The sequence below is a fragment of the Streptomyces sp. NPDC097619 genome, from assembly GCF_040302735.1.
In the GTDB taxonomy this organism is placed as follows: Bacteria; Actinomycetota; Actinomycetes; order Streptomycetales; family Streptomycetaceae; genus Streptomyces.
The window spans coordinates 1-5,476 of the sequence record NZ_JBEOSD010000274.1 but is presented as its reverse complement, the minus strand read 5'-3'; the positions used below and the strand labels follow the sequence as shown (position 1 = coordinate 5,476).

Annotated in this window: 4 protein-coding genes; all 4 read left to right on the top strand. The window is 74.8% G+C overall.

Annotated features, from left to right (window positions below):
- Positions 1 to 333: 333 nt before the first annotated feature.
- The 4 genes from ABTZ17_RS36100 (at position 334) to ABTZ17_RS36085 (ending at position 5,403) form a co-directional block, all read left to right on the top strand.
- Positions 334 to 2,031, top strand: coding sequence for a serine/threonine-protein kinase (locus ABTZ17_RS36100; protein WP_352200054.1), 1,698 nt, complete (start codon positions 334 to 336; stop codon positions 2,029 to 2,031).
- A gap of 93 nt (positions 2,032 to 2,124) precedes the next feature.
- Positions 2,125 to 3,279 (top strand): agmatine deiminase family protein, encoded by a 1,155-nt coding sequence (locus tag ABTZ17_RS36095; RefSeq protein ID WP_352200053.1) that lies wholly within the window; start codon positions 2,125 to 2,127, stop codon positions 3,277 to 3,279.
- Between the two features lie 82 nt (positions 3,280 to 3,361).
- The gene (locus ABTZ17_RS36090; RefSeq protein WP_352200052.1) at positions 3,362 to 3,943 is read left to right on the top strand and encodes a TetR/AcrR family transcriptional regulator; all 582 of its coding nucleotides are present in this window, start codon (positions 3,362 to 3,364) and stop codon (positions 3,941 to 3,943) included.
- Between the two features lie 425 nt (positions 3,944 to 4,368).
- Positions 4,369 to 5,403, top strand: a complete 1,035-nt coding sequence (locus ABTZ17_RS36085; protein ID WP_352200051.1) for an agmatine deiminase family protein — start codon at positions 4,369 to 4,371, stop codon at positions 5,401 to 5,403.
- The last annotated feature ends 73 nt before the right edge of the window (positions 5,404 to 5,476 follow it).

Below are 5,476 nucleotides of genomic sequence, written 5' to 3'. Positions count from 1 at the left end.
CCCTCTTCCTTTCGGCCCGCGGCCCGCGGGGTTGTCCGGGGCGGGCCGGCCCGCCCGGGGGTCCGGCCGCCTCCGGACCCCGCCGTCGAGGGAGTCGTCGAGGGGGCCGGTCGAGGTTCCTCCGGTGCGCCCGGCGGTGCTCCCGGGTGCGGCGTCGGTGCTGTGGTCCGTCACGGTGCGGTCCCTCCTGGTGGTCCTCCCGGCCCTGTCCGGCCCTGTGCGTCTCGCATTGTCACACATTGACTGAAAGTTTAGTTAGGGAGACGATGCGAGGGCTTCACGCCTCCGCGACCCCGCTTCGCCGAGGGCCCCTCCGTCGAAAAGAGCCACCCCATGTCCGTCCACCTCCCCGGCGCGCAGCCCGCCCCCGCGGCCCTGTCCGCCGAAGACCCCCGTGAGATCGGCGGCTACCGGCTGCACGCCCGGCTCGGCTCGGGCGGCATGGGCGTGGTGTACCTGGCCCACACCCCGGGCGGGCGGCCGATCGCCCTGAAGGCCGTCCGGCCCGAGTTCGCCGCCGATCCCGAGTTCCGGCGCCGGTTCGCCCAGGAGGTGGCCAGCGCCCGCCGCATCCACGGCTTCTTCACGGCGCAGGTGGTGGACTCCGGGGTGTCCGACCGCACCCCGTGGCTGGCCACCGCCTACGTCCCGGGGCCCACCCTGCACCAGGTCGTGCAGCGGCACGGCCCCCTGCCCGCCCGCTCCGTGCTGCTGCTGGTGGCCGGCATCGCCGAGGCCCTGGAGGCGATCCACCGGGCCGGGGTGGTGCACCGGGATCTCAAGCCCGCCAACGTGCTGCTCGCGGCCGACGGGCCCCGGGTGATCGATTTCGGCATCGCCCGCGCCGCCGACGCGGCCGCCCTCACCGGCACCGGCCTCCGGATCGGCACCGCGGCCTTCATGGCCCCCGAGCAGGCCCTCGGGCACCAGGCCACCGCCGCCACCGACGTGTTCGCCCTCGGCGCGCTCGCCGCCTACGTGGCCGGCGGTGTGCCGCCCTTCGGGAGCGGGCCGGAGACCACGGCCCTGTACCGGGTGGTCCACGAGCACCCCGACCTCGGTCGGGTCCCCATCGAACTGCGCGACCTGATCTCCTGGTGCCTGGTCAAGGGCCAGGCCGAGCGGCCCGCCCCGGCCGACCTGATCGCGGCCGTGCACGGCCACCCCGCGCTCGGCGGCCGGCCCGGGTTCACCGGGGACTGGCTGCCGGGGGCCGTCCACGAGGAGATCGGCGCTCCCGAGGCCGGTCCGCCCGCCCCGGGGCCGTACGGCCCGGCCGGCCCCGCGATGTCCGGGGGTGCCGCGGGACCGGCGGGACACGCCCCCGCGGCCGCGGTCCCCGGGCACCACCACCGACCCACTCTGGCGGCGCCGGTCGGCCCCTCGGCCGGACCCGCCGGCGGTGCCTTCCCCACACCCTTCCCCGCCGCCTTCCCGGAGCCCCTGCACGGCGCCGCCCCGGCCCCCCATCCCGCGGACGCCGGCTCCGCGGCCGCCCCGTCCGCGCCCCGGAGCGACCGCCGCGCCCGGCGGCGGTCGCGGCTGCTCCTCCCCGCCGCGCTGGTCGCGGCCCTCCTGGCCTGCGGGGCGGCCGCGTACTGGTTCCTCCCGCCGGAGGGGGATCCCGAGGCGGGCGGTGGCGCTCCGGCCGGCTCCGCGGCCCGCTACCTGCCCGGACATCCGACCGCCGAGCTGACCGCGCCCGACGCCGGCTACGAGTTCGACCTGCGGGCCGCGAAGGTGGTCCCCGAGGAGACCGCCGACTGGTACCTGGCCCGCGACAAGGAGGGGTTCCTGCTGTCCGAGGAGTCGGACGCCTTCCTGGCGGACGGCACCGGACTGACCCCCGAGGAGTGCGTGCGGGGCATCGAGACCCGCCCGGTGACGGTGCTGCCCTTCTCCGAGCTGGAGGGGGAGCGGGCCTTCTGCGTGCGCAGTCCGGACGGGCGGGAGATCGCCGTCCTGCACCTGATCGACGGGGAGCCGCAGGGCTCCGTCACGGTCTCCCTGGAGCACTTCCGGCGCGGCTGAGCCTCCTCACCGGGGCCGACGGGGGTTGACTGAATTTTCAGTTAACGCAAGGATGCCGTGCAATCCACCCCTCCCCACCCTCAGGGAGTCCCCATGGACATGCCGCACACCTCCCGCCGCCACCTGCTCCGGCTCGGAGCGGCGGCCGTACCGCTCGCGGCCCTCGGTCCGGTCCTGCCCGCCGCCTCCGCGCGGGCCGTCGCCGCCGGGAACCTGTACATGCCCGCCGAGACCGACCGTCACCTCCGCACCTACATGGCCTGGCCCGCGCTCTCCTCGGTCTGGGGAGACGGGCTCGGTGCGGTCCGCCGCGACATCGCCGAGGTCGCCCACGCGATCTCTCGCTTCGAGCCGGTCGTGGTGCTGGCCCGTCCCTCGCAGGCCGCCGAGGCCCGCTACCAGTGCGGCCGGGGCGCCTCGTACGCCATCGAGGTGCTGGAGATCCCCAACGACGACCTGTGGATACGCGACTTCGGCCCCACCTTCCTCGTCGGCCCCGGCACCGTCGCCGGTCTGGACACCAACTTCAACGGCTGGGGCAAGGCGGGCACCACCTTCGAGCAGCCCTACGCCAACGACGCCGCCGCCGCGGCCTCGCTGCTGTACGAGTACGGGGTGCGGCGGCTCCGGGCGCCCTTCGTCGGCGAGGGCGGCTCGCTGGAGGCCGACGGGGACGGCACCCTGATGGTCACCGTCAGCTCGCTGGTCAACGACAACCGCAATCCCGGGCTGAGCCAGGAGCGCCTGGGCGAGCTGATGAAGGGCTCGCTCGGCGTCGACAAGGTGATCTGGGTGCCGGGCCTGGCCGGACAGGACATCACCGACTGCCACATCGACTGCCTGGCCCGCTTCACCGCGCCCGGCCGCGTCATCCTCGACAAGCCGGGCCCACGCGCCGACCCCAAGTGGGTGGCCGTGTACGAGGAGACGAAGCGGGTGCTGGAGAGCGCCACGGACGCCCGCGGCCGCCGCCTGGCGATCACCGAGCTGCCCGGCCCGGACACCCGTGAAACCACGGGCGGCGGCAAGGAGTTCCTCGCGAGCTACACTAACTACTACACGGCCAACGGCGGGGTGGTGGCGCCCCGGTTCGGCGACTCCTACGCCGACGGCGTGGCCTACGCGATCCTCCAGGCCGCGTACCCGGGCCACCGGGTGGTGCAGGTCCCCATCGACGGCATCGCCTCGGGCGGCGGCGGCATCCACTGCGCCACCCAGTCGCACCCGGCCCCGCCGCCCGCGGCCTGAGGTGGCGGGCGGCCCCGCACCGGCCCCGACCCGGGCCGGGCCGCGTACGCGCGGCCCGGAACGCCCCGGTAAGGTGCCGGTCATGGCGTCTCGCAGCACTCAGATCCTCGAAGCGGCCGCCCGGGTCATCGCCCGGCGCGGGGTCCGCGGGCTGCGCGTGGAGGAACTCGCCGCGGAGGCGGGCGTGTCCACGGCCCTGATCTACTACCACTTCAAGGACCGCACCGGGGTGCTGCGCCAGACCCTGGAGTTCATCAACGACCGCGCGGAGCGTTACACCACCGACCGGGATCCGGACGCCCCGCCGCTCGGCCCGCGCGAGGAGCTGGAGGAGACCCTCCTGCTGGAGCTCCAGGACACCGTGGCGGTCCGGGAGAACAGCTCGGCCTGGGGTGAACTGCGGGCCAGCGCCGTCTTCGACGAGGTGCTGCGCGAGGACCTGGCCCGGGCCACCCTCGTCTGGGTCCAGGAGGTCGCGGCGCTGCTCGGCCAGGTCCAGCCGATGGCCCCGGCCTCGGCGCTGGCCGCCGCCGCCGAACGGCTGACCGCCCTGCTGGAGGGGCTCAGCATGCGCTGGCTCAGCGGCGGGATCCGGATCGGGCACGCGCGGGACCTCATGCGCGGCGCCATCGACGTGGAGCTCTTCGCGCTGCGCCGCGACTGACCCGCCGCCGCCCGGGGCCGTGCTCCGGCGCCCGCGCGGCCGATCCACCCGGTTCGGGGGCCGCCCCCCCGGCGGTCCCGCGCCGTGTACGCGCCCTCCCGACCGCCTTTCGCCCGGCGGGCTTTTCGTCGAACTTTCTATTGACTGAATTTTCAGTCAATGCCAGAGTGAATTCGGGCCGCGAAAGCCCGGCAGCTCTCCGACCCGCCCCCTCCGGGCGGCCCCGACCCCTTCATGAGGGGTCGCCCGGAGTCCCGTACCCGCACGACCTGCCGGTTGCCGTCGGCAACCGAGCACGGCGCAGCTTCGGGCGAGGTCGGGGCGGCCCCGCCCGATGGTCGAGGAGCCCACCTCCCCACCCCACACCCTTGACTGAATTTTCAGCGGAGTGCAAGACTCCGCCCACCAAAGAAACGAGACACCCGATGGCCGAATACCGTATGCCCGCCGAGTGGACCGAGCACGAGGGCTGTCTGATGGCCTGGCCCACCCGTGAGGACCTGTGGGGCAGCGTGCTGGCCGACGTCAAGGAGGAGTACGCCAACGTCGCCCGAGCCATCGCCGCCTTCGAGCCCGTCACCATGGTCGCCCCGCCCGGCCACGCCGAGGACGCCCGCGCCCACTGCGGGCCCGAGGGCTCCGGCATCACCGTGATCGAGCTGCCGCTCGACGACTCCTGGTTCCGCGACTCCGCCCCGATCTTCGTCCTCGACGGCGACGGCAACCGCGCGGGCGTGGACTTCCGCTTCAACGCCTGGGGCGGCAAGCACCACCCCTTCGCCGCCGACGACCGGATCAGCGCCCTGCTCCTGGACCACCTCGGCACCGAGCGCATCGCCTCCCGCATGATCCTGGAGGGCGGCGCGATCACCGTGGACGGCGAGGGCACGCTGATCACCACCGAGCAGTGCCTGCTCCACCCCAACCGCAACCCCGACCTCACCCGCGAGGAGATCGAGGCCGAGCTCAAGGCCCGGCTCGGCGTCACCAAGATCATCTGGCTGCCCTACGGCGGCCTGTTGGACACCGAGACCGACGGGCACGTGGACGGGGTCTGCGCCTTCGCCGCCCCCGGCACCGTCGTGATCTCCCTGCCCGCCGACCCCACCCACCCCGACCACGTCCGGATGCGCGCCAACCGCGCCGTCCTCGAAGCCTCCACCGACGCCCGGGGCCGCCGCCTGGAGATCATCGAGGTGCCGCAGACCGCCTTCGCCGAACTCGCCGACGGCGAGATCGAGGTCTCCTACCTCAACTACTACATCGCCAACGGCGGAGTCGTCGTGCCCGTGGCGGGCCTGCCCCAGGATGAGGAAGCCCTCGCCGTGATCGCCACAGCCCACCCCGGCCGCAAGGTCGTCGGCGTCCGCGCCCTCGCCATCGCCTTCGGCGGCGGCGGCGTCCACTGCATCACCCAGCAGGTGCCCCGCGCCCGGACCGCCGCCGCCCGCGCCGCCTGACCGGACCCGCGCCGGCGCTCGCCGGGCCCCACCGGTCCGCGATCCCGCGGGCCCGGCGGCGTCCGACCCGGGC